The organism is Streptomyces sp. DSM 110735, from assembly GCF_016482685.1.
GTDB lineage: Bacteria > Actinomycetota > Actinomycetes > Streptomycetales > Streptomycetaceae > Streptomyces.
Map to the genome: position 1 here is coordinate 360,470 of NZ_JACYHF010000005.1, position 24,222 is coordinate 384,691.

17 protein-coding genes are annotated in these 24,222 nt (G+C 69.8%); 15 read left to right on the top strand and 2 right to left on the bottom strand.

The annotated features are described in order from the left end of the window. Positions 1-278 precede the first annotated feature (278 nt). The 9 genes from ngcE to IF655_RS11635 all read left to right on the top strand — a co-directional run bounded on the left by ngcE (position 279) and on the right by IF655_RS11635 (position 12,355). Complete coding sequence (gene ngcE / locus IF655_RS11595; protein WP_199584190.1) at positions 279-1,739, top strand: N-acetylglucosamine/diacetylchitobiose ABC transporter substrate-binding protein; 1,461 nt, start codon at positions 279-281, stop codon at positions 1,737-1,739. Positions 1,740-1,793: 54 nt separating this feature from the next. Further along, a complete protein-coding gene (locus tag IF655_RS11600) occupies positions 1,794-2,720 on the top strand; it encodes a carbohydrate ABC transporter permease (protein WP_199584191.1) in 927 nt (308 codons plus the stop codon). A 5-nt stretch (positions 2,721-2,725) separates the two neighbouring features. After that, positions 2,726-3,652: a carbohydrate ABC transporter permease gene (locus IF655_RS11605; RefSeq protein ID WP_199584192.1), complete on the top strand. Its 927-nt coding sequence runs from the start codon at positions 2,726-2,728 to the stop codon at positions 3,650-3,652. A 197-nt stretch (positions 3,653-3,849) separates the two neighbouring features. Continuing rightward, entirely contained in the window at positions 3,850-5,061 is a 1,212-nt protein-coding gene (locus IF655_RS11610; RefSeq protein WP_161180595.1) for an ROK family transcriptional regulator, read from the top strand. Positions 5,062-5,194: 133 nt separating this feature from the next. Then, a complete protein-coding gene (locus IF655_RS11615) occupies positions 5,195-6,292 on the top strand; it encodes a substrate-binding domain-containing protein (protein ID WP_199584304.1) in 1,098 nt (365 codons plus the stop codon). A gap of 183 nt (positions 6,293-6,475) precedes the next feature. Continuing rightward, a complete protein-coding gene (locus IF655_RS11620) occupies positions 6,476-7,267 on the top strand; it encodes an ATP-binding cassette domain-containing protein (RefSeq protein WP_199584193.1) in 792 nt (263 codons plus the stop codon). Then, a complete protein-coding gene (locus IF655_RS11625; RefSeq protein WP_199584194.1) occupies positions 7,264-8,556 on the top strand; it encodes a sugar ABC transporter permease in 1,293 nt (430 codons plus the stop codon). The genes IF655_RS11620 and IF655_RS11625 overlap by 4 nt, the downstream gene beginning before the upstream one ends. Before the next feature lie 189 nt (positions 8,557-8,745). After that, positions 8,746-10,665 (top strand): 1-deoxy-D-xylulose-5-phosphate synthase, encoded by a 1,920-nt coding sequence (gene dxs, locus IF655_RS11630; protein ID WP_199584195.1) that lies wholly within the window; start codon positions 8,746-8,748, stop codon positions 10,663-10,665. Positions 10,666-10,840: 175 nt separating this feature from the next. Further along, positions 10,841-12,355 (top strand): amino acid permease, encoded by a 1,515-nt coding sequence (locus IF655_RS11635; protein WP_199584196.1) that lies wholly within the window; start codon positions 10,841-10,843, stop codon positions 12,353-12,355. 27 nt (positions 12,356-12,382) lie between these two features. Here the strand turns inward: IF655_RS11635 and IF655_RS11640 are convergent, their stop codons facing one another. After that, a complete protein-coding gene (locus tag IF655_RS11640; RefSeq protein ID WP_018547208.1) occupies positions 12,383-12,775 on the bottom strand; it encodes a hypothetical protein in 393 nt (130 codons plus the stop codon). A gap of 72 nt (positions 12,776-12,847) precedes the next feature. Between IF655_RS11640 and IF655_RS11645 the strand changes: the two genes are divergently transcribed. After that, positions 12,848-13,864 carry a hypothetical protein gene (locus IF655_RS11645; protein WP_199584198.1) on the top strand — a complete coding sequence of 339 codons (1,017 nt, stop codon included), beginning with the start codon at positions 12,848-12,850 and terminating at the stop codon, positions 13,862-13,864. Positions 13,865-13,913: 49 nt separating this feature from the next. Here the strand turns inward: IF655_RS11645 and IF655_RS11650 are convergent, their stop codons facing one another. Further along, the gene (locus tag IF655_RS11650) at positions 13,914-15,011 is read right to left on the bottom strand and encodes an LCP family protein (protein WP_199584200.1); all 1,098 of its coding nucleotides are present in this window, start codon (positions 15,009-15,011) and stop codon (positions 13,914-13,916) included. A 427-nt stretch (positions 15,012-15,438) separates the two neighbouring features. Between IF655_RS11650 and IF655_RS11655 the strand changes: the two genes are divergently transcribed. From IF655_RS11655 to IF655_RS11675, 5 genes are read left to right on the top strand one after another with little or no spacing between them, the layout of a single operon-like run. Further along, positions 15,439-16,854: a CDP-alcohol phosphatidyltransferase family protein gene (locus tag IF655_RS11655; RefSeq protein ID WP_199584202.1), complete on the top strand. Its 1,416-nt coding sequence runs from the start codon at positions 15,439-15,441 to the stop codon at positions 16,852-16,854. Continuing rightward, complete coding sequence (locus tag IF655_RS11660; protein ID WP_199584204.1) at positions 16,851-21,389, top strand: glycosyltransferase; 4,539 nt, start codon at positions 16,851-16,853, stop codon at positions 21,387-21,389. The genes IF655_RS11655 and IF655_RS11660 overlap by 4 nt, the downstream gene beginning before the upstream one ends. A gap of 1 nt (position 21,390) precedes the next feature. Then, positions 21,391-22,128 (top strand): rhamnogalacturonan acetylesterase, encoded by a 738-nt coding sequence (locus tag IF655_RS11665; protein WP_199584210.1) that lies wholly within the window; start codon positions 21,391-21,393, stop codon positions 22,126-22,128. Next, positions 22,125-22,856 (top strand): hypothetical protein, encoded by a 732-nt coding sequence (locus IF655_RS11670; protein WP_199584211.1) that lies wholly within the window; start codon positions 22,125-22,127, stop codon positions 22,854-22,856. The genes IF655_RS11665 and IF655_RS11670 overlap by 4 nt, the downstream gene beginning before the upstream one ends. Next, positions 22,849-24,204: a phosphodiester glycosidase family protein gene (locus tag IF655_RS11675; protein ID WP_242488670.1), complete on the top strand. Its 1,356-nt coding sequence runs from the start codon at positions 22,849-22,851 to the stop codon at positions 24,202-24,204. Before IF655_RS11670 ends, IF655_RS11675 begins: the two co-directional genes overlap by 8 nt. Positions 24,205-24,222: the final 18 nt, after the last annotated feature.

Here is a 24,222-nt window from a genome sequence, read left to right on the forward strand (position 1 = left end):
AAGAACCAGTAGGTGGTCAAGTGGCGCGCGATGTCAAGGGTGTTGGGTGTGGCATTCAGGGGGTTGTCGCACGCATTCGGCGCGGGAGCCGGGAGGCGCCGCACCGATATTTCCGGCAGGTCTCAACTCGGAAAAGTCCCGAGGTCCCGTTGTGCTCGATCTTGCCCCGTTGGCGGGAAGTGGACTATACCTATCGGCGTTTCCCGCACGAACCAGCACTACCCGACGCGGTGCCGGGGGGAGATCCGGTTCACCGCCTGAGTGGCGAGGACTTGCGCATGGGATCACTTCCGCAGCACGGTGGACAGGGCGTCGGTGGAGAGGGCGTCGGACGGCGCGATCTGATCAGGCGTTCGGCGGCGATCGGCTTGATCGCCGCCCCCGGAATGGGACTGCTGTCGGCCTGCGCGAGCAGCGGGGGCGACACGCAGGGCAAGGCGAAGGCGGGCGAGAAGACCAAGAAGAACCCGCTCGGTGTCAACAAGACCGCGGGGATGGAATTCGTCCTCTTCGACGGCGGTTTCGGCAAGGAGTACGCCGAGGACGCGGTCAAGCTCTACGAGAAGTCCTTCCCCGGCGCCAAGGTGAAGTTCTCGGCCACCCAGAAGATCCAGTCCACGCTCCAGCCCCGCTTCAACGGCGGCACCCCGCCGGACCTCATCGACAACTCCGGCGCCGAGCAGATGGACATGGGCGGTCTGGTCGGCAAGAAGCAGCTCGCCGACCTCACCCCGCTCCTCGACGCGCCGTCGTACGACGACCCGTCGAAGAAGGTCCGCGACACCCTGCGCCCCGGCATCGTGGAGATGGGCCAGTTCGACGGCGACCCGGTCTGGATCATGTACTACGCCTACACCGTGTACGGCGTCTGGTACTCGCAGAAGGCGCTGGACTCGCTCGACGAGAAGTACCCCGAGACCTGGGACGAGATGCTCAAGGTCTGCGCCAAGGCGAAGAAGAAGGGCATCGCGGGCTGGACGTACGCGGGCAAGTACCCGTACTACATCCCCTTCTCGCTCTACCCGATGATCGGCAAGGTCGGCGGCGTCGACGTCCTGAACGCCATCGACAACCTGGAGCCGAACGCCTGGAAGCACCCCGCGGTCAAGGCGTGTTTCGAGGCGTACTACGAGCTGTACAAGAAGGGGTACGTGCTGCGCGGCACCCCGGGTCTCGACCACATCCAGTCGCAGACCGCGTGGGCCAAGGGCGAGGCGCTCTTCATCCCCAACGGCTCCTGGGTGGAGAACGAGTCGGCGAACGTCATCCCCGCCGACTTCGACCTCGCGGTGGCGGCGCCCTCCGGCATCGACAGCTCGGACAAGATGCCCTTCGGCACCACCTGGGCGTCCGGCGGTGAGCCGTTCATCGTCCCGGCGAAGGCGGCCAACCCCGAGGGCGGCATGGAGCAGTTGCGCATCATGCTCTCCGAGGCGTCCTCGAAGAACTTCACCGCCAAGGTGAAGTCGCTGACCGCGTTCAACGGCGGCACCGACGGCATCACGCTGACCCCGGGTCTGAAGTCGGCCGTCGCGGTGCTGGAGAAGGCCGGGACGAACCTGGTGAACCCGCGCATCCCCGACTGGTACGTGCAATTGGAGAAGGAGAAGATCGGCGTCGGCGGTCTGGGCGAGATGATGGCCGGCCGGATCACCCCCGCCGAGGCGATCAAGCGTATCCAGGGCTATGCCGACCAGGCTGCCAAGGACTCGTCGATCAAGCATTACAAGCACCAGTAGCGCGGCTTTCGTCATCAGCGGCGGCATCTGACCGAAAGATCGGGGTCGGCAGCAATGCAGCACGGCAAGTACCGCTTCATCGTGGGGTTTCTGGCGCTCCCGCTCGGGCTCTACGCGCTCTTCGTCGTCTGGCCGTTCATCCAGTCCATCTACTACACGTTCACGGACTGGACCGGACTGAGCCCGGAATTCAGGACGGTCGGGTTCGACAACTACCGGCGGATGCTGCACGACGACATCTTCTGGAAGTCGCTCTGGCACAGTCTGCTGTTCGCGCTGGTGCTGCCGCTGGTGACGCTCGGCATGGCGCTGTTCTTCGCCTTCATGATCAATGTGGGCGGGCGGCGGCGCAGGGGAGGACCGGCGATCTCCGGGGTCCGGGGATCGGGGTTCTACAAGATCGTCTATTTCTTTCCGCAGGTGCTCTCGATCGCCATCGTGGCCCTGCTGTTCACCTTCGCCTACAACCCCGACACCGGGATGATCAATTCATTCCTGCGGGACATCGGGCTGGGCAGCATCCAGCCGCTGTGGCTGGGCGATCCGTCCCTCGCGCTGTGGTGCGTGATGGCGGTGCTCGTGTGGTCCACGACCGGCTTCTTCGTGGTGCTCTTCTCGGCGGGCATGGCATCGATCCCCGTCGAGCTGTACGAGGCGGCGCTCCTGGACGGCGCGAGCCGCTTCGCCACCTTCTTCCGCGTCACCCTGCCGCTGCTGTGGGACACCGTGCAGTCCGGCTGGGTCTACATGGGCATCCTCGCGCTCGGCGCCGAGTCGTTCGCGGTCGTCCAGATCATGACGACCGGTCCCGGCGGTCCCGACTACTCGACCACCGTGCTGGTCCTGTACGTGTACCAGAAGGCGTTCCGGGACGGTCAGGCCGCCTACGCCACCACCATCGGCGTCGCCCTCCTCGTCGTCACCCTCGCGTTCGCCGCGATCGTGATGCGGCTGGGCCGCCGCGAGCGGCTGGAGTACTGAGAGCGATGAAGACGACCGAGCCCCCCGCCCCGCTGCCCGCCGAACGCGGCCCGGCAGTCACCAAGTCGGACACGGCCGGGGCACGGACCGGGCGCCGCAAGGAGACCGAGGGCACCGTCCTCAACGTCTTCTCCCACGGCGTGCTGGTGATCTGGGCGATCATGGTGGTGCTGCCGCTGGTGTGGGCGGTGATGACCTCGTTCAAGGACGACAACGCGATCCTCACCTCGCCCTGGTCGCTGCCGGACAAGCTGCACTTCGACAACTGGTCGCGGGCCTGGACCGAGGCCAACATGAGCGACTACTTCCTCAACACCCTTCTGGTGGTGGGGGGTTCACTCATCGGCACGATGATCCTGGGCTCGATGGCGGCCTATGTGCTGGCCCGCTTCGACTTCCCCGGGAACCGGTTCGTCTACTACCTGTTCGTCGGCGGCATGAGCTTCCCGGTGATGCTCGCGCTGGTCCCGCTGTTCTACGTCGTGAACAACATGGGTCTGCTGAACACGATCCACGGGCTGATCCTGGTCTACATCGCCTACTCGCTGCCGTTCACGGTGTTCTTCCTGACGGCGTTCTTCCGCACGCTGCCGACCTCGGTCGCGGAAGCCGCCTTCGTCGACGGCGCCTCGCACAGCCGGACCTTCTTCCAGATCATGCTGCCCATGGCCAAGCCCGGTCTGATCAGCGTCGCGATCTTCAACTTCCTCGGTCAGTGGAACCAGTACATGCTCCCGACGGTCCTGAACACCGACCCGGACAAGAAGGTGCTCACCCAGGGGCTCGTGCAGCTCGCGGTCAGCCAGGGCTACAAGGGCGACTGGTCCGGACTGTTCGCCGGGCTGGTCATGGCGATGCTGCCGGTCCTGGCCGCGTACATCGTCTTCCAGCGGCAGGTCGTCTCCGGGCTCACGGCGGGAGCGCTCAAGTAGGATCACACACGGTGTGGAGTCGATCACTCACCCGATGTCGTAGCTTCTGACGGCGATTTCCGTCAAGGACTTGACTGCGGGAACCCCTTCGGCACAGCTTGGAGTTCATAACTTGTAAGTGGCCCGGTTCCGCGGATGTGACCTGGGCCACGGGCGGCGATGGGGCCGCCCGGCCGATGGCGGGAGTGAATGGGTCGATGGAGACTCCGGGGTCGCAGTCGTCGCTGCACCGAGCCAACCTGGAAAGAGTCGTACGGGCGGTGCGGCTCGCCGGGTCGCTCACACAGGCCGAGATCGCCCGCACGACCGGTCTGTCCGCCGCGACGGTCTCCAACATCGTGCGCGAGCTGAAGGACCACGGGACCGTGGAGGTCACGCCCACGTCGGCCGGTGGCCGGCGGGCCCGCAGCGTGTCGCTGAGCGGGGACGCGGGCATCGTGATCGGCATCGACTTCGGGCACACGCACCTGCGCGTCGCGATCGGCAACCTCGCGCACCAGGTGCTCGCCGAGGAGTCCGAGCCGCTGGATGTGGACGCCTCCTCCGCGCAGGGCTTCGACCGCGCCGAGGAGCTGGTGGACCGGCTGATCGCGGCGACCGGGGTGGACCGGTCCAAGATTGCCGGGGTGGGTCTCGGCGTACCGGGACCGATCGACGTGGAGTCGGGCACGCTCGGCTCGACCTCGATCCTGCCGGGCTGGGGCGGCACCAAACCCGCCGACGAGCTGCGCGAACGCCTCGGCGTCCCGGTCCACGTGGACAACGACGCCAATCTCGGCGCCCTCGGCGAGCTGGTCTGGGGCAGCGGCAAGGGCGTGCGCGACCTGGCGTACATCAAGGTGGCCAGCGGCGTCGGTGCCGGTCTGGTGATCGACGGCAAGATCTACCGGGGTCCGGGCGGGACGGCCGGTGAGATCGGGCACATCACCATCGACGAGTCGGGTCCGGTGTGCCGCTGCGGCAACCGCGGCTGCCTGGAGACCTTCACCGCCGCGCGGTACGTCCTGCCGCTGCTCCAGCCGAGCCACGGCAGCGCGCTGACGATGGAGGGCGTCGTGCGTCTCGCGCGGGACGGAGACCCCGGCTGCCGGCGTGTGATCGCCGACGTGGGGCGGCACGTGGGCAGCGGAGTGGCCAATCTCTGCAACCTGCTGAACCCCAGCCGGGTCGTCCTGGGCGGCGATCTGGCCGAGGCGGGCGAACTCGTCCTCGGACCCATCCGGGAGGCGGTGGGACGCTATGCGATTCCCAGTGCGAGCCGTCAACTGTCTATTCTTCCAGGGGCACTTGGCGGTCGAGCCGAGGTGCTCGGCGCCCTCGCCCTCGCGCTCAGCGAAATGGGCGATTCGACCCTTCTGGACGGTTCCGCGACAGCCGCCCTGCCTGTCGTCGCGCCTGCGTTCACTTAAACAACGATTGGCACCGTTGCCATCTCGTTAAGAATTTACTTCTTGACGCCGAACGCGTGGCCGAGTTGACTTCCAGCCACCTCGGCCGCAACGACGCGGCCTCGTCAGGGAGGTTTCTGAAGTGAACACGCGTATGCGTCGTGCGGCCTTCGCCGTTGCTGCTGGTGCCATGGCCGTCTCGCTCGCCGCTTGTGGCAGCGCCAAGGAGTCCAGCGGCGGCGCCTCGAAGTCCGCGGACACCAAGAAGGGCGACGCGATCAAGGTCGGTCTGCTCCTTCCGGAGAACCAGACCGCGCGTTACGAGAAGTTCGACCGTCCGCTGATCGAGAAGAAGGTCTCGGAGCTGACGAACGGCAAGGGCAAGGTCGTCTACGCCAACGCCAAGCAGGACGCGACGCTGCAGAGCCAGCAGGTCGAGACCATGATCACCAACAAGGTGGACGTCCTGGTCATCGACGCGGTGGACGCCGCGGCCATCAAGAACTCGGTGCAGAAGGCCAAGGACGCGGGCATCCCCGTGGTGGCCTACGACCGCCTGGCGCAGGGCCCGATCTCCGCCTACACCTCGTTCGACAACGAGACCGTCGGCAAGACCCAGGGCGAGGCGCTGCTCAAGGCGCTGGGCTCCAAGGCCAAGTCCGGCAAGATCGTCATGATGAACGGCTCCTCCACCGACCCGAACGCCGCGCAGTTCAAGAAGGGCGCCCACGAGGTGCTCGACGGCAAGGTCAAGGTCGGCAAGGAGTACGACACCAAGGAGTGGAAGCCGGAGAACGCCAACTCCAACATGGAGGGCGCGATCTCCGCTCTGGGCAAGAAGAACATCATCGGCGTCTACTCCGCCAACGACGGCATGGCCGGCGGTATCATCACCGCCCTCAAGCAGGCCGGCATCAACGTCCCGGTCACCGGCCAGGACGCGGAGCTGGCGGGCGTGCAGCGCATCGTCGCCGGTTCGCAGTTCATGAGCGTCTACAAGCCGTACGCCCCGGAGGCCGCCGCCGCCGCCGAGATGGCCGTGGACCTCGCCCAGGGCAAGTCCCTCGACTCCGTCGCCAAGGACAAGGTCGACAGCCCCACCACGAAGGGTGTCCCCTCGGTCCTCGTCGCCGTCACCTCGCTGACGAAGGACAACATCAAGGACACCGTCGTCAAGGACGGCGTGTACACCATCGCCGACATCTGCACGGCTCAGTACAAGGCCGCCTGCGCCAAGGCCGGCCTGAAGTAAGCGCCGCCGCCCCGCCCGGGGGCCGGACTCCGCCGTGAGTCCCGCCCCCGGTCGGCCCGCAGGCCGCACCAGGCTCCTCCGGCGCCCCGCGCCACACACAGCCCCGCAAGCTCGTCGCGGGGCGCCGGACGGAATTCCCCCAAACTTCTGCACAACCTCCCGCCGGGTCAGGCGGCGAAGGAGTTGGTTCACGTGTCCGCTACGCCCGTGCTGGCGTTGCGCGGAGTCTCCAAGCGATTCGGTGCCGTCCAGGCGCTCACCGATGTCACGCTGGAGGTCCACGCCGGTGAGGTGGTCGCCCTGGTGGGCGACAACGGTGCCGGAAAGTCCACGCTGGTGAAGACGATCGCCGGTGTGCACCCCATCGACGAGGGCGTCATCGAGTGGGAGGGCAAGACCGTCCAGGTCAACAAGCCCCACGACGCCCAGAACCTGGGCATCGCCACGGTGTACCAGGACCTCGCGCTGTGCGACAACATCGACGTCGTCGGCAACCTCTACCTCGGCCGTGAGCTGCGCCGCACCGGCGTGCTGGACGAGGTGGAGATGGAGCGGCGCTCGCGCGAGCTGCTGGACCAGCTCTCGATCCGCATCCCCAGCGTCCGCATCCCGATCGCCTCGCTCTCCGGCGGTCAGCGGCAGGTCGTGGCCATCGCCCGCTCCATGCTCGGCGAGCCCAAGCTGGTGATCCTCGACGAGCCCACCGCCGCGCTCGGCGTCGAGCAGACCGCCCAGGTCCTCGACCTGGTCGAGCGGCTGCGGGAGCGCGGCCACGCCGTGATCCTCATCAGCCACAACATGGCCGACGTCAAGGCGGTCGCCGACAAGGTGGCCGTTCTGCGACTGGGCCGCAACAACGGCGTCTTCGAGGTCAAGTCGACCTCTCAGGAAGAGATCATCTCCGCCATCACCGGCGCCACGGACAATGCCGTCACCCGTCGTGCGGCGCGCACCAATGGGGAGAGCACGAAGTGAGCATCGACAAGACCTCCACGTCCTCGGGGGGCGCGGCCGTGGCGAACCCGGAGGCCGCTCCCGGCGCCGGTGTCGCCGTCGACCCCCGGCTGCTGGTGCGCGAGCAGGGACTCGCGGGCTACGTCGGCGAGTTCAAGCGCAAGATGAAGGCAGGCGACCTGGGCTCGATGCCCGTCGTCGTCGGACTCATCGTCATCTGGATCATCTTCCAGAGCCTGAACTCCAACTTCCTCACCGCCGGCAACCTCTCCGACATCTCCGTCGCCATGGTCGGCACGGGCATGATCGCGGTCGGCATCGTGTTCGTCCTGCTGCTCGGTGAGATCGACCTCTCGGTCGGCTCCCTCTCCGGTGTCGCGGGCGCGACCTTCGCGGTGCTGAACATCACCAACGGCATGAACGAGGTGCTGGCCTTCGTGCTGGCGATCCTCACCGGCACCGTCGCCGGTGCCGTCCAGGGCTTCTTCTTCGCCAAGATCGGTGTGCCCGCCTTCGCGGTCACCCTGGCGGGTCTGCTGTTCTGGAACGGCCTGATGCTCAAGATCCTGGGCGACAACGGCACGATCAACCTCAACAGCGACGGCCTCGTGGCCAACCTGACGAGCTACTACTTCTCCGACGTGGCCGCCGCCTACGGCCTGGCCGCCGTGGTGACCGTGCTCTTCTTCCTCAACTCCTTCCTCGGCAACAAGCGCCGCGAGGCCGCCGGTGTGCCGTCGAAGCCGCTGAGCGAGACGATCCTGCGCACCGTGCTGCTCGGCGTCCTCTCCTTCGCCGTCGCGATCGTGTTCAACCAGTACAAGGGTCTGCCCCTGGCTGTCGTGATCTTCGTCGCGATCCTCTTCGTCACCGACTTCGTGCTGCGCCGCACGGCCTACGGCCGCAAGGTGTTCGCGCTCGGCGGCAGCGTCGAGGCGTCCCGCCGTGCCGGTATCAACGTGGACCTGGTCCGCATCTCGGTGTTCGCCATCTCCGGCACCTTCGCGGCGCTTGGCGGTCTGTTCATCGCCTCCAAGATCGCCTCCGCCAACCAGGGCGCCGGTGGCGGTGACCTGCTGATGAACGCCATCGCGGCGGCCGTCATCGGTGGCACGTCCCTCTTCGGCGGTCGCGGCCGCACCTGGAACGCGCTCCTCGGCGTGCTGGTCATCGTCTCGATCCAGTACGGTCTGGCCCTCCAGGGCATCCCCTCGCCGGTGCAGTACATGATCACCGGTGGCGTCCTGCTGGCGACCGTCGTCATCGACGCCGTCACCCGCAAGACCCAGAAGTCGGCCGGCCGCGCGTAAGCGAAGCTGGCACAGGGGCCCGGCGCAACGGAGCGCCGGGCCTCTTCGGCGTCTCCGGCCCCTTCGGGACCCACGGAGCCCCTGGTGAAACAACCATGGGCACGCCCGGACACCGGCGGCCGGAGCGGAACATTAGACTCATCAAGCCCGGCAACAGCTCGATCAGCTCTTATCTGCAAGGAGGCACGGGTGCCGCTGCTGACCCGCATCACGGGACCGCGCGATCTGGACCGGCTCAGCCTGGAGGAGCTGAACCTGCTGGCAGAGGAGATCCGGACCTTCCTCGTCGAGGCCGTCTCCAAGACCGGCGGCCACCTCGGTCCCAACCTCGGTGTGGTCGAGCTGACCATCGCCATGCACCGGGTGTTCCACTCGCCCAAGGACAAGGTGCTGTGGGACACCGGCCACCAGTCCTACGTGCACAAACTGCTCACGGGCCGCCAGGACTTCTCCCGCCTGAAGATGAAGGGCGGTCTGTCCGGCTACCCCGCGCAGAGCGAGTCCGAGCACGACGTCATCGAGAACAGCCACGCCTCCACCGTGCTCGGCTGGGCCGACGGCATCGCCAAGGCCAACGAGCTGAAGCAGCGCGACAGCCACGTCGTCGCCGTCATCGGTGACGGCGCGCTGACCGGCGGCATGGCCTGGGAGGCGCTGAACAACATCGCCGAGGCCAAGGACCGCCCGCTCGTCATCGTCGTCAACGACAACGAGCGCTCCTACGCGCCCACCATCGGCGGTCTCGCCAACCACCTGGCCACCCTGCGCACCACCGACGGCTACGAGCGCTTCCTCGCCCGCACCAAGGACCTGCTCGACCGCACCCCGGTCGTCGGCCGCCCGCTCTACGACACCCTGCACGGCGCCAAGAAGGGGCTGAAGGACTTCATCGCCCCGCAGGGCATGTTCGAGGACCTGGGACTGAAGTACGTCGGCCCCATCGACGGCCACGACATCGAGGCGCTGGAGTCCGCGCTCGCCCGCGCCAAGCGGTTCGGCGGTCCGGTCATCGTGCACTGCCTCACCGAGAAGGGCCGCGGCTACCAGCCCGCCCTCCAGGACGAGGCGGACCGCTTCCACGCCGTCGGCAAGATCCACCCCGACACCGGTCTGCCGATCGCCACCTCCGGCGCCGACTGGACCTCCGTCTTCGGCGAGGAGATGGTCAAGCTCGGCGAGGAGCGCGAGGACGTCGTCGCCATCACGGCGGCCATGCTCCAGCCGGTCGGTCTGGACAAGTTCGCCAAGCGCTTCCCCGACCGCGTCTACGACGTCGGCATCGCCGAGCAGCACGGCGCCGTCTCGGCCGCCGGTCTCGCCCACGGCGGCGTGCACCCCGTCTTCGCGGTCTACGCCACGTTCCTCAACCGCGCCTTCGACCAGGTCCTGATGGACGTGGCCCTGCACAAGTGCGGGGTCACCTTCGTCCTAGACCGCGCGGGCGTCACCGGCACCGACGGCGCCTCCCACAACGGCATGTGGGACATGTCCATCCTCCAGGTCGTCCCCGGGCTGCGGCTCGCCGCGCCGCGCGACGCCGACCAGGTGCGCGCCCAGTTGCGCGAGGCCGTCGCCGTCGAGGACGCCCCCACCGTGGTCCGCTTCTCCAAGGGCGCCGTCGGTCCCGCCGTACCCGCCCTGCGCAAGGTCGGCGGCATGGACGTGCTGCGCGAGCCCGGCGCCGACCGGCCCGACGTGCTCCTGGTCTCCGTCGGCGCGCTCGCCCCGATGTGCCTGGAGATCGCGGACCTGCTCGACAAGCAGGGCATCTCCACCACCGTCGTCGACCCCCGCTGGGTCAAGCCGGTCGACGAGGCGATGGCCCCGCTCGCCAACGAGCACCGCGTCGTCGTCACCGTCGAGGACAACAGCCGCGTCGGCGGTGTCGGCTCCGCGATCGCCCAGGCGCTGCGCGACGCGGGCGTGGACGTGCCGCTGCGCGACTTCGGCATCCCGCCGCGCTTCCTCGACCACGCCTCGCGCGCCGAGGTCATGGCAGAGATCGGGCTCACCGCTCCGGACATCGCCCGTCAGGTCACCGGCCTGGTCGCCAAGCTGGACGGTCGCTTCGAGGACAGTGCCGCCGCCGTGGAGTCCGCGCGCGACTAGTCGCGACAGGAGCGCGCGGGCGGACGCGCGCTCCAGGAACAACCCTTCGGGCCGGTTTCGCCGCCTCTCCAGGTGGCGGAACCGGCCCGCCTGCGTGAACCTGCCAGTGCCGGGCACACGAATCCCCGGCCCTCTCGATCATGTCGAGGTCGACGAGCGTGGGAGGTAGATAGGTGTGAGCACGCTCTTCCGGACGAAGAACGTCGAGCAGTCCATCCGGGACACGGAAGAACCGGAGCATTCCCTCAAGAAGTCCCTCTCCGCCCTCGACCTGACCGTCTTCGGCGTCGGTGTCATCATCGGCACCGGCATTTTCGTCCTCACCGGCCAGGTGGCGAAGAACAACGCGGGCCCCGCGGTCGCGCTGTCCTTCGTCGTGGCCGGCATCGTCTGCGGTCTGGCGGCGCTCTGCTACGCCGAGTTCGCCTCGACGGTCCCGGTCGCCGGGTCGGCGTACACCTTCTCGTACGCCTCCCTGGGCGAACTGCCCGCCTGGATCATCGGCTGGGACCTGGTCCTGGAGTTCGCGCTGGGCACGGCGGTGGTGGCGGTCGGCTGGTCCGGCTACATCCGCTCGCTCCTTGACAGTTGGGGTGCGACCCTGCCGCCGTACCTCTCCGGCCGGGACGGCGCCACCGGGTTCGGGTTCGACGTGCTCGCCGCGGCGCTGGTGCTGCTGCTGACCGTCGTGCTGGTCGTCGGCATGAAGCTCTCGGCGCGGATCACCTCCGTGGTCGTCGCCATCAAGGTGATCGTGGTGCTCATCGTGATCATCGGTGGCGCCTTCTTCGTCACGGGCTCCAACTACGACCCGTTCATCCCGCCGGCCCAACCCGCCAAGGCGGGCGGCGACCTGAGCGCCCCGCTGATCCAGCTCATGTTCGGCTGGGCACCGGCGAACTTCGGGGTGATGGGCATCTTCACCGCCGCCTCGGTGGTGTTCTTCGCGTTCATCGGCTTCGACATCGTCGCCACCGCCGCCGAGGAGACCCGCAACCCGCAGCGCGACATGCCGCGCGGCATCCTCGGCTCGCTGATCATCTGCACCCTGCTCTACGTCGCCGTGTCCATCGTGGTGACCGGGATGGTGAAGTACAGCAAGCTCTCCATCGAGGCACCGCTCGCGGACGCCTTCAAATCACTCGGGCATCCCTGGTTCGCGGGGGTCATCAGCTTCGGCGCGGTGATCGGTCTGACGACCGTGTGCATGATCCTGCTGCTCGGTCAGACCCGGGTGTTCTTCGCGATGAGCCGGGACGGACTGCTGCCCCGCTTCTTCTCCCGCGTCCACCCGCGCTTCCGCACCCCGCACCGGCCGACCATCCTGCTCGGCGTGATCATCGCGATCATCGCGGGATTCACCAGCCTGAGCGAGCTGGCGGAGCTGGTGAACATCGGCACGCTGTTCGCGTTCGTCGTCGTCGCGCTCAGCGTGATCATCCTGCGCAGGACCCGCCCCGACCTGCCCCGCGCGTTCCGCACCCCCTGGGTGCCGTTCCTGCCGATCCTGTCGGTGTGCGCCTCGCTGTGGCTGATGCTCAACCTGCCCGCCGAGACCTGGCTCCGCTTCGCCATCTGGATGGCGATCGGCTTCGTCGTCTACTTCGCCTACGGCCGCACGCACAGCCGCCTCGCGGTACGGCAGCGGGAGGAGGCGGAGGAGACGCCCTCGGAGGGCGGCGCCCGCTGAAGCCCGGACGAGCCCTGGCGGCGGGGCTCAGCCGAGAGCCGTACGGGGACCGGAGACGTCCGCGCCCAGGTCGCCCACCCGGCGCCGCAGTTCGCGGTCGGCCGTGACCACCAGACGGTCGCGGTCGCCCGCACCGGCGACCAGCTCCACGATCCAGTCGTCGCCGCTGCCGGGAGCGGACTCCACCCGCACCCCGGGCACCGACTCGACCCCGCGCGCCGCGCCCTCCACGACGAGCACGATCTCCACGTCGTCCGTGCGCCCGGGCAGTCCGTCGGCGGCCAGCCGGTCCCGCAGCCGCTCGGCGGCGCCCTTGCGGTCGCGCCACCAGCCGTCGGGGCGTGAACCGACGACGTTCGCGCAGTCCACGATCGCGAGGAGCGGGCCGTCCTGGTCAGCGTTGCCTTGCACGTCGTCCATGCCTCCAGCGTCCCACGCCCGTGCCGAGGGGGCGCGGGACAGCGCCCGGACCGGGCCGTTTATGGTGATTCTGTGAACGGCGACTGGCTCATATGCGGCCGCGACGGCCGGCTCAGTGTCTACCGGCTCTCGGGCGACGCCGTCCTGTGCCGGGCGGAACGCGGGTCCGGCGGCGGCTGGACCGCACCGCGCAAGGCGGGCGGCGAACAGCGACTGCACCCCGTCCTGGCCCTCGGCCAGGGCGCCGACGGCTATGCCCACCTCGTCTCCTGGCGCCCCACGGTGAAGGGCGAGGCGGGGCTGGTGCACTCGACCCACTTCCGCGCCCATCTCGCGCCGCTGGACTGGACCCCGATCGGCCACCCGGACAAGAAGGGTCCGCGCACCGGCACCCCCGCCGTCGCCGTGGACGCCCAGGGGCGCGCCCATGTCTTCGTGCGCAACGACGGCGGCGGGGTGAGCGCCGCCGTGCAGAAGGAGAAGGGCGGCTGGGAGCCCTGGAAGGACCTCAAGGGCCACGACGTCCAGGACGGTCTGGCGGCGGTGACGGGGGAGTCCGGTCTGATCGAGCTGTACGCGGCGGTGCCCGGCGGCATCCTGCACTGGCGCCAGGAGAAGGCGGGCGCCGAACCGGTCCTCAAGGAGGCGCTGGAGACCCCGGTCCGCCCCGGCACTCTGTACGCGCTCGCCACGTCCCCGGCGTACACGACCCTCTTCTACGCGGACGACTCCGGCACCCTGTACGCCTGGCGCCCCGGGTCCGAGCCCACCGCGCTGCTGTCCGCCGCCGGACCGGGACCCCTCGCCGCCGTCCGCTGCACCCTCGACGGGCACGACTGCACCCTGCTGGCCCAGCGCACCGCGAACTCCCGGGTGGCGTTCGCCGCGTACCCCACGGAGCTGGAGTCGGCCGGAGCCTGGTGGGCCGAGTCGGGTCCGAAGCTCGCCGAGGACGCCATGGTGTCGCTGGCGACGGACGAGCACGGCCGTACGGTCGCCGCCGCGCTGTCCCCCTCCAGCGGGCGGCTGCTGCTGACCCGCCGCAAGGACGAGCCGGGTCTCGCGCTAGAGGCATGGCGCGAGGTCTGAGCGGACCGGGGCTCCGCGGCGGCACGTGCCGTCAGGGAGCCCGCCGTGCTCAGGGGGTGTCGCCGCCCCGGGCCGGGGACTTCTTGGCGGACTCGGGGATCGTCGAGTCGGTGCGCAGCGCCTTCCACAGCTCCTTGGCCTGCGGCTCGGCGGCCACGACCCGGTTGGGGTCCTGGGTGTCGTAGCGCACCGGGAGCATGATCGTCTCCATGGTCTCGGGGTCGACGCCGTTCATGCTGCGGCTGAACTCCGCGAGCTTGGTGAGGGAGTCGAGCCCGGAGTCGGTCGTGAGCGACTGGGTGAGCTTGTCCGCGACCGTGTACGCCTTGGTGGGGCTGCCCAGCAGGTCCTGCTGCTTGATCTCGGAGAGCAGCGAGATCAGGAACTTCTGCTGGAGCCCGATGCGCCCGAGGTCGCTGCCGTCGCCGATGCCGTGCCGGGTGCGGACGAACTGCAGGGCCTGCTTGCCGGTCAGCCGGGTCGTGCCTGCCTTCAGGTCGAGTCCGCTGGAGGAGTCGTGGATGTCGCGGTCCACGGTGACGGGCACGCCGCCTATCGCGTCGACCAGACCCTGGAACCCGGCGAAGTCGATCTCCACGAAGTGGTCGAGGCGCACCCCCGACATCTGCTCCACGGTCTTGACCACACACGCCGGACCGGCCACCGAGTAGACCGAGTTGAACATGACGCGGTGCGCGGAGGGGAGCTGCTTGCCGCTCCGGGTCGTGCACTCGGGCCGGGTCACGAGGGTGTCGCGCGGAATGCTGATCGCGACGGCCTTCTTCCGGCCCTCGGGTATGTGGATCACCAGCGCGGTGTCGGAACGGGCGCCGGAGACATGACCGGTGTGCAGCGCCGCGTTGGCACCGGCGCGCGAGTCGGAGCCGAGCACGAGCAGGTTCTGCCCCGAGGTCGGCAGCTTCTCCGGGCGGTTGTCACCGATGGCCCGGTCGAGGTCGACGCCCTTGATGTTGGAGTCGAGGCTGTCGTAGAGCCAGTAGCCCGTGCCGCCCGCGGCGACCAGGACGACGGCGAGGGCGATGAGGATCTTCCGCCCGGTGCGGCGCTTGCGCTTCGGGGCGTTGCCGGTGCCGGGTCCGGCGGGCGTTCCGGACTCGCTGTGCTGGGGCGTCGAGACATGACTCATCGTGCGTCGGGTTCCTCGTGGGTCGTGCCCCGCGGGGCGAGTGGAAGTGGCGTGCTACGGCGGAAGATTGACTGATCCTGTAGGAAAAGTGAGGCATCTGTAAACATCCGGTAGCCGATGCGCTCACTGTGCTAGCGCCCTTGATCGCACATGATCAGTGCGCGAAGTGCCCCGAGTGAGCCCGGTCGGAGACGGCTTACGCAGACATGAGCACCGAAGTCGGCAAAAGGTTGTACGGAAGATCCTGTGATCAAGCTCGCCGTGTATGGAGGGTGATCACGCGTCGACACTTAGTTGAAGCATTGTTAAAGTTCACCATCTCATGTGATGGTTCTGTGAATCCGCAGGTACGTCCGTGAGTGATCCCGTCGGACGCCCTTCGCGCCACGGGAGAACTCTGTTTCGTCCGGTGCGTATCTGAGGGGTTATGGCCAAGCTGTCGCTGCGGGCGGTACAGAAGCTGACCTGTAAGAAGCGCGATGCCTGGTGGACCGTGTTCCTGGTCGACCCGCTGGCCACCCGGCTGCTGATGGTGCTGGCCCGCTTCCGGTTCATCACCCCCAACGGGGTCACCTGGGCCGCGCTCTTCGCCGGACTCGCCTCGGCGGGCTTCTTCTACCGGGGAGACACCACCTCCCTCGTCGTCGGCGCGCTGCTCTACCACTTCAGCTTCGTCCTCGACTGCATCGACGGAAAGCTCGCCCGCCTCAAGGGCAACGGCTCGGTCTTCGGCGGCTGGCTGGACTACGTCTTCGACCGCGTCCGCGTGCTGGCTTGCGCGCTCGCCCTGATGGGCGGTCAGTATCTGCGCACCGACGACGCGCGCTTCCTGCTCGCCGCGCTCGGCGTCGTCTTCCTCGACATGCTGCGCTACCTGGACGCCCTCCAGATCTACAAGATGCGCCAGTCCATGCGCGCCAAGCTCGAACGGACCGCCGCGGAGCGGGCCGAGGCGGAGCGAGCCCGGCGCGACGCCCGGGGCGAGGGGCGGCTGGTCTTCATGGAGGACCTGCTGCGCGACAACCCGGCCACCCCCGTGGAGACCCTGCGCGCCGAGGCCGAGGCGCCGGTCGTCGACCTGCACGAGCAGTTCCGCGACCAGTTCCCCTGGTACACCCGCGTCCGCCGCGCCATGCTGCGCACCCGGATACGCCCGCATCTGTTCAGCGGCATCGAGTTCCAGATGTTCGTGTTCATCGTGGGTCCGCTGCTCGGCCGCATCCTGTGGACCACAGCCGCCTCGGCCGCCCTGTTGCTCGCTTTCGAGCTGTTCATCATGTACAAGTTCTGGCTCTCCACACGGGACTTCAACCGGGTCGTACGGGACATGGCGACCGAGCGAAACGTTTCTGCTCCCGCTCCGGACCCCGCCCCGGACCCCACGCCCGCCGCGGACCCCGCCCCCGCCGCCTGGACCGAGGACGCCTGGCCGGTGCCCGACGCCCCGCTCGCCCCCGGCATCCCCAGCCAGCCGCGGCACGGTGCCGAGGACCAGGACCACTTCCCCTCCCGCGAGGAACGCCTCGGCTTCCCGCACCAGGAGCGGTACGAGCGGTACGACCCGTACCAGCAGCCCGAGCCCCAGCCGCAGTACGAGCAGTACGAGCAGTACCAGCAGTACGAGCCGTACCCGGACCCCGCGTCGTACGAGCCCTACGAGCAGCCCGCCGCGACCGCCCACGACTCCTGGTTCGAGCCGTACTCCGAGCCCGCCCCCGACCCGTACGCCCAGCCGTACCCCCAGCACACCCACACCCAGCACCCGTCCCCGCAGTACCCCGAGTACCAGACCCAGCCCCACGCCCAGCCTCAGCCCTGGACGGACGGGGGATTCGCGCGATGAACGAACCCAACGCAGCCACCGCACCCACCACGTTCCCCGCGCCCCCCGCCCGGGGCGCCCTCGCCGACGTGGACACGCTCACCTACGCCGACGCCTCCGCGTACACCGTCACGGTCGTGGTCGCCGCCTACAACGCGAGCGCCACCCTCGACCGGGCCCTGCGCTCGGCGCTCGGCCAGACCCACCGCAACCTCGAAGTGCTGGTCCTGGACGACGCGTCCACCGACGGCACCCTCGCGGTCGCCCACCGGTACGCCGAGAAGGACCCCCGGGTCCAGGTCGTGGTCCGCACCCGCAACAGCGGCGGCGTGGGCTCCCCGCGCAACCACGGCATCGAGATCGCCACCGGTCAGTACCTGCTGTTCCTCGACGCCGACGACGAACTCCCGCACCGCGCCTGCGAGACGCTGCTCGCCTCCGCGCTGGCCACCGGCGCCGACATCACCGCCGGGCGGGCGATCCGCGTCAACCTCGACAAGGGCGAGAACACCGTCTGGCAGCCGCAGCTCTACGGCGCCGACCGCACGGTGGAGGGCGGACTGGCCGCCATGCCCGAGCTGTTCGAGGACCCGATCGCGGCGGCGAAGCTGTACCGCACGGAGTTCCTGCACGAGCACGGCATCCGCTTCCCGCAGGGCGTCCACTTCGAGGACACCTACTTCTCCACGCTCGCCTACTGGTTCGCGGGCACGGTCAGTCTCCTCACCGCCCCGGTCTACCGGTGGATCTGGGAGCGCGAGTCGGACACTCCGTCGCTGACCAACCGGCGCGGAGAACTGCGCAGCATCCGCGACCGGGTGCTCGTCCACCAGTGGACCGACGACTTCCTCGCCCGCCAGGGCGCCGACGAACTGATCGCCCGCAAGGCGGCCAAGTTCCTCTCGCACGACCTCGGGCTCTACATGGGAGCCCTGCGCGCGGGCGACGACGCCTACCGCGAGGGCTTCCTGCGCGCCACCGGTCCCTATCTGCGCACGCTCCCCGAGGAGTGCTGGGACCTCACCGGACCGCTGGAGCGGGTGCGCGGCTTCGGGCTCATGCAGGGCAGACCCGATGTGGCGCTGAGCGCCGCCGACTTCACCCAGCGGCGCCCGGTGCTCAGCTCCGACCTGGTGGAGCGCGACGGGCGGGTCTTCTGGTCCGGCGCGCTGCTCGGCCGCCCGGACGCCGAGCGGTTCCTCGACGTCACCAACCTGGACCTCACCGGCGGCAGGCTCTCCGACGCGCGGCTGTTCAACCAGGCGACCCGGCTGGAGATCACCGGCGGCGAACTCCACCTCACCGGCTTCATCCGCAACCAGTTCGGGCGCGTCGGACCCAAGGACAAGCTCGAACTCGTCGCCGTCCTGCGCTGCCGCGGTCCGAAGACCGACCACACCTTCCCGGTCACCGGCATCGAGGTGGACGAGGAGTACATCCGCTACCACGCCACCATCTCCCTGGACACGACCCTCGGCGCCCTGGAGCGCCCGGCGGTGTGGAACCTCCTCGTGCAGATGCGGCACGCGGGCGAGCGCGCCACCACGGCGGTCTGCGTGCGCGGCGTCGACATCGAGGCGGAGCGCTACACCGGCGCCGGGACGACGTACGAGATGTACGAGACCGTCAGCGGCAACCTCGCGCTGCGCCCGGAGACCAGGGAGCAGCAGACCAGGACCGACCGGCGCGGCACGCCCTGGACCTGGTGGACCAAGGAGCGGATGCCGGAGCCGTTCGCCCGCCGCGAGCGCTACGGCGCGTCCGTGGTCGTCCACTGCCACAACGACGAGTACAACCTGCCCGAGTTCCTCGGCTCCCTCGACACCCAGCGCGACTTCGCGGGCACCCAGGTCATCCTGGTCGACGACGGCTCGACCGACGCCACCGCCCACCAGATCGAGGAGTTCGCGGCCCGCTGGCCCAACGTCACCGTCGTCTCCCAGATCGCCATGGGGATGCGCGCCGCGTTCGACCACGGACTGCGCCATGTCACCGCGCCGTACGTCATGTTCGCCCGCGCCCGCGACATCCTCGGCCAGGACAGCGTGCACCGGCTGCTGCACGCCGCCCGCGCCGCCAAGGCGGACGTCGCGGTGGGTCGCAGCGACAACTTCCCCCAGCCCAGCAGGGCGGGCGACGAGGCGTGGGCGCGCTACTTCGGACCGTCGCCCGCCAAGGTGGAGCGGCTGCGCGACGCGCCGTACCTGGTGTTCTCCACCAGCCTGAGCGCCAAGCTGCTGCGCACCAGCCTGGTCCGCGAGGAGCGGCTGCGCTGCGGACAGGGTCCCGGCTTCGAGGACGCCTGGCTGACCGTGCCCGCGCTGCTGCACGCCCGCCGGGTCACCATCGCGCCGGGCGCCACCGCCTACGAGCGCGACGGCGAGCAGCACGACTCGCTCTTCGACCTGCCGTGGAACGACCCGGTCAAGGCGCAGGAGCTGATCCGGCTGTGCCGCCATGTCCTGCGCCGGGCGGCGGAGCTGGACCCGCGCACCCTGCGCCTGGCGCAGCGGTTCGTGGTGCGCACCTTCCAGCCGTATCTGCGCAATCTGCACCGGATCATGAGCCGTGACGAACTGGCGGCCGTCTTCCCGGCGTTGTGCCAGGTCTACGCGGACATCCCCGACGACCTGGTGCTCCAGTACGCCACGGCCGCCCTCGCGCGCACCCAGCACCACGCGGTGCGCACGGCGAACCTCGACCTGTTCTGCGACCCGTACACCGCGCCCGAGTTCCGCCCGCATCTGTACCTGGACGACGAGGGGCTCTTCCGCAGGCTCACCGCGGACCGGACGGACACCGCGCTGCTGCGGGTGGACCGGCACCGGTTCGTGCTGGAGACCTGCCAGGTCGAGGCGGAGCAGATCGTCTTCGAGGGGCTCATGGTCCTCTCGGGCGTCGACATCGCCCACCTCTTCGACAACCGGCTCGAACTCGTCCTGTCCGACGGGCAGACCGAACGCGCCGTCCCCGTCGGACAGGTGTACCGGCGCGACCGCTGGCGCACCCGCAAGGAGCAGGACTGGTACAGCGGCTGGCGTGCCGTGGTGCGCCCGGAGGACTTCGCCTCGCTGAACAACCGGGACCTCACCCTCACCCTGCGCGTGCACGACGGCGACCGGCACCTGGACGCCCCGGTGGACCCGCGCCAGATGCTGCACCGCTTCAAGGGCGTGCACCGCGCGGGCAACGCCACCGTGATCCTGGACATCGACGCCGACGAGAAGATCACGCTGCGCCGGGTCGCGGGCGCGGTGAAGCGGCTCACCCACAAGACGAAACGTTTCTTCACGGCGTTCCGCATGGCGCTGCCCGGACGTCCCGGCTGGCGCACCCGGATGCTCTACTGGCTCTTCCACCCGTGGCTGCGCGGCAAGGACATCTGGATCATCGGCGAGCGCGAGGACACCGCGCAGGACAACTCGTACCACCTGTTCAAGTGGATACGGACCAACGAGCGCCGCCGCCGGGTGTACTACGCCATCAACGGCACCGCCGCCGACCGCGCCAAGGTGGCACCGCTCGGCCGTGTCATCGACCGGCTGTCCTGGAAGTACCGGGTCTATCTGCTGCACGCCAGCAGACTGATCAACGCCTACGACCTGGAGGCGTACCTCGGTTTCCCCGGGCTCTCCAAGCGCGCCTTCCTCACCGGCTACGGCGATCTGCTGCGCTACAAGCGGGTCTTCCTCCAGCACGGCGTGGTCTACAACGACGTGGCGCCCTCCATCCACGCCCAGGTCACCAACGTCGACATGGTGCTCACCACCGGACGCAGCGAGCGCGCCTACTACGCCGAGCACTGCGGCTACGGCTACGACCGCGTCGCCGCCACCGGGCTGCCGCGCTTCGACGCCCTGGAGCCGGTGCGCGGACCGCGCCGCGTGCTGATCATGCCCACCTGGCGGCGCGACATCGTGGCGCCCTCGTACAACAAGGCGGCCAAGCCGGAGATCCCGTTCGCCGCCTCCGAGTACTACCGCTTCTTCTCGGCGCTGCTGCGCGACGAGCGACTGCTCGCCGCGTGCCAACGCTACGACGTGCAGCTCGAGTTCATGCCGCACTACGAGATCCGTCCCTACCTCAAGCACTTCCGCATCGACCACCCGTCGATCACGGTCTCCACCACCGGACGCGACGTCCAGCTCGCCATGCGCGAGTGCTCGATGCTGGTCACCGACTACTCCTCGGTGTTCTTCGACGTCGCCTACATGGGCAAGCCGATCGTCTACACCAACTTCGACGACGAGAGCTTCTACAGCAAGCACTACAAGCGCGGCTACTTCGACCTGGGCCGGGACGGGTTCGGTCCCGCCTGCGCCACCGTCGACCACGCGGTCGAGGAGATCATCGCCTCCGTCGAGCGCGGCTTCGAGGTCGAACCGCGGTACCGGCGCCGCGCGGAGGAGTTCTTCGTCCTGCGCGACACCAACAACTGCCGCCGCGCCTACGACGTGATCGCCACCATGGACGCCGCCGTCGCGGGCGACCCCGGGCAGCCCTCCGCGCCGCTCGTCATGGGCCGCCCGGAGCCGCAGCGGGCGGGAAGGGGCTGACATGACGAGGATCTTCCTCACCGGCGACTCCGGCACCGCCGCCCGCCGCCGCGACGCCGCCCCGCTCGCCGGGTGGGGGCAGGCGCTGCCGCTGTTCCTCACCCGCGCCGAGGTGGTCAACTCCGCCCGTCCGGGCGCGAGTTCGCGCACCTTCGTGGAGTCCGGCGGACTCACGGCGGTTCTCGACCGGATCGCCCCCGGCGATCTGCTCCTCGCCTGCTTCGGGCTCAACGACGTCCACACCGACGACCCGCGCGGCACCGAGCCCTTCGGCGACTACCAGCGCGCCCTGCGCGCCCACGTCCACGGCGCCCGCGACCGGGGCGCCCACCCCGTGCTGGTGACCAGCTACGAACGCCGCCTCTTCGACGACCAGGGCAATCTGCTCCGCCCGCTCGGGATGTACCACGCCGCCGTGCGCGAACTGGGCGCGAGCCTGTGCGTGCCCGTGGTGGACCTGGGGGAGTGGAGCGCCGTCCAGTGGCGCCGCGCGGGCGAGAAGGGCAGCCGCGCCCTCTTCGCCCACCTCGACCCCGGCGAACACCCGGCCCACCCCGACGGGCTGCGCGACAACACCCACCTCAGGGAGCGCGGCGCCGTCGAGTGCGCCCGCTTCGTGGCGGCCGAACTGCACCGGCAGGGGCTGCTCACCCCGGAGCACTTCCGCGACCTGGACGCCCCGGTGCCCCTGGAGGCGGTGCCCTACGCGGAGAGCCCGGACGACCTAGGACTCCGATGAACGACCACCATCCCCTGGCCTTCGCGCACGTCACCCACCCCGGCGCCGCCGAGTCCCCCGGCACCCTGCACCTCGTCGCGGACGCGGACCCCGCGCTGCCCGTCACCCCGGGCCAGGAGATCACCCTCTCCCTGACCCTCACCCCCGTCGAGGGCGCCTACCGCACCTACGGCTACCTCATCGACGACTCCCTCGCCCCGGGCGCCGCGATGCTCCGCCACCCGGGGCTGAGCCTGCTGGCCAACGGCAGATACGCCACCTACGTCACCGAGGGCGACGAGCCGCGTACCGTGAGCTGCGTGATCCGCATCGACCCCGACGCACCCGACGGCGCCACGGTGCTGCCCCGGATCGTCGTCGGCGTGATGGCGGCGGAGGGGGACCGGCTGGTGCCCTCGGCGGCTGTGTGCGACACCGGCTTCCGGGTGCGCCGCCACTGGCTGCCCGGTCAGTGCGTCACCCTGCGCCCCGGCGGACGCGCCCTGCTCCCGCCCGGTCACACCCCGGTCCCCGGTCTGCGCCTGGTCGCCGTCGGCCGCGCCCGGCGCGGACTGCTGACCTACGCGCCCGACGGCGGCGTCAGCTACCAGGCGCACCCCGAACACCTCGGCTACGACCGCTTCGAGCTTGCCTTCGAGGGCGAGGACGGGCACCGGGTGTGGTCCGAGGTGACCGTGCACGTCGGAGACCTCGGGGACTCGCCGGGCGCGCTGGCCGTGCATGGCTAGCGCCTGCCGCGGCACTAGCGTCCGGCGGCTGCGGGGCGCGGTCCTGGCCGTCGCGCTCGCGGTGACGCCGGTGGGCTGCTCGGCGCCGACGGCGGTGTCGTCGGGGCGGGCGACTCCGGTGCCTTCGGGCTCGCCGGGCGCATCGGGCTCGTCGGCTTCGGCTTCGGTTCCGGCGGATCCCGGTGCCGCCGCTCTGCCCGCGGGATTCCGCTTCCGGCAGCTCACCCGGAGTCTCGGTCCCGGCGCGCCCGTGCGGCTGACCGTGCTCAGCGTCGCCCCCGACGCCCGGGTGCGCGTCACCGGTGTGCACGGCGCCGACATGACCCGCTCGGACACCGTGCGCACCCTGGCCAACCGCTCCGACGCGCTCGCCGCGATCAACGGCACCTACTTCGACATCCGCACCGGCCACCACCATTCCGGCTACGAGGGCGACCCCATCGGGCTGTACGCCGAACACGGCCGGGTGCTCAGCGAAGCCCTCGACGGCCGCCCCGCCCTCGTCCTCGGCTACACCGGCGGACGCCTCGAAGCCCGCGTCGCCGAGGTCGCCACCAGCGGCGGACTGCGCGCGGCCGACGGCGCGGTCCGCGAACTCGACGGCGTGGACCGGGTCCCCGGACGCATACTCGGCTGCGGCGGAACCGGCGGCGACCGCCTCGCCACCACCGGGCGCCTTCAGGAGAAGCCGTTCGAGGGGCTGTGCACCGACCCGGACGAGGTGGTCTCCTTCGCCCCCGAGTGGGGCGGCGACACCCCGCCCGGCACCGAGGGCAGCACCGAGGCGCTGCTCGCCGCCGACGGGAGAGTCCTCCGGCTGCGCACCCCGGCGGGCGGTCCGCTGCCCGAGGGCGGCAGCACGCTCTACGGCATCGGCACGGGCGCCGCGTGGCTGCGTGCGCACGCGGTGCCGGGCACCCGCATGACCGTCTCTGAGCGGATCACCGCCCCGGCGGGGCTGCCGCTGCCCGGACCCGTCGAGACCGCCGTGGGCGGCAGCGCCCGGCTGCTGCGCGCCGGGGCGTTCGACCCGGCGGCGACCGCGCTCCTCGGGCGGCGGCGGGAACCGCGCACCGTGGCCGGAGTCACGGCCGACGGCACCCTGCTGCTCATCGCCGTCGACGGCCGCGCCGCCCACGAGAGCGTCGGCGCGACCCCGGCCGAGGCGGCACGGCTCGCCCGGTCGCTCGGCGCGGTGGACGCGGTCAACCTGGACGGCGGCGGCTCCACCTCGGTGGTGCTGCGCGGGCACCTGCGCAACCGCCCCCGCGACACCGAGAACGGTCCCGTGCGCGAACGCCCGGTCGCGGACGGGCTCGCCATCCTGCCGGACGAGCCCGCGAAGTGACGAGCCGTCACCTCATGA